Origin of the sequence: Burkholderia sp. ABCPW 14, from assembly GCF_001523835.1 — a bacterium.
In the GTDB taxonomy this organism is placed as follows: Bacteria; Pseudomonadota; Gammaproteobacteria; order Burkholderiales; family Burkholderiaceae; genus Burkholderia; species Burkholderia mayonis.
In genome coordinates, this window is sequence record NZ_LOVS01000081.1 from 1 (window position 1) to 1,050 (window position 1,050).

Below are 1,050 nucleotides of genomic sequence, written 5' to 3' on the forward strand. Positions count from 1 at the left end.
TCGATCACAGCTCGGTGTCGGATGGTTTGCGCAAAGCTACACCCGGACCGCGCCATCAGTCGACGATCTGCTCGCTACATCGTCGACGAGCCGGCATCAGCGTATCCATATCGAAATGCCCAGTGAATGTCGTTTGCGACGTTGCGCGCGCCGAGTATAAGCATCAACCATCTGCCCGCATGCAGTCGGCAGTTTTCGAGCTGATGTTCAGGAACAACGCGATCTTCGCTTCGTCGAGCGGTGGGACGATGCGACCCGCACACGCCCGACCGCCGTCACGATATGCTCCAGACGGTCACGAACACGTGGGCTTTGAACGCGACGCCGTCGTCGCGACCAAGAATCGGCACGGTCTGTCCGGCGAAGTCGGCGAACAGCTTCTCGCCGGCGCGGTGTTGCTGGCGCATCGAGCGCTTCAGCGCCGCGGCCCAGTCCTTGTATCGCTGCCAGAACTGCGTATAGCGTAGGTGCGTTGGCTGGAGTGGACTTCGACGTACTCCTTCCCAGAGCAACTGTAGCGTCACGCCCTTGCGGCGCAGGTCGCGGTGCATCGCCGCGTAATCCGGTTCGACCCGCCGGGTCGGAGCCGCTGCTTCCGCCTGCAGGTCCAACCTGATCTCGAGCTCGTCGTCGGCCAACGGTTCAACAGCAGCCCAGTCAAGCCCCGCCGCGCTGGCGCGGGCGGCGTACGCCGAGATGGCGCCGACGCTGATGCCGATCGCGCGGCTGATTTGGCGGTGCGACAGGCCGCACGCCCACTTCAGCCGCAATACTTCCTTCAGTTTGCGCATGCTCATCCGATGTGCCGGCATCCACCTGTCCCCTAAAAAGAGATAAGGCTAACGCCCGTCGTTGATCACATGCGCAACACCACCGCCGAGCCGGAGCGGCCATCCCGTTTCGGTCGCGTGATCTGAACCGCTCCGGATTTGGTGGAGGCTCGAACTCTTGAGAGAATGGAGCCATGAGCAAGAAGCCAAGCAAGTTTTCCCCGGAAGTCCGGGAGCGCGCAGTCCGTCTGGTACGAGAGCAGCGTAGCGAGCATCCGTC

The 1,050-nt window shown here is 62.7% G+C and carries 1 protein-coding gene and 1 pseudogene; both read right to left on the bottom strand.

Going from position 1 to position 1,050, the window contains the following annotated elements:
• Nucleotides 1-278 precede the first annotated feature (278 nt).
• Nucleotides 279-812: pseudogene (locus WS62_RS12010) on the bottom strand (IS21 family transposase); the annotation flags it as partial.
• 44 nt (nucleotides 813-856) lie between these two features.
• Nucleotides 857-1,050: hypothetical protein (locus WS62_RS38080; RefSeq protein ID WP_231748269.1), on the bottom strand; the 194-nt coding region annotated here is incomplete at its 5' end.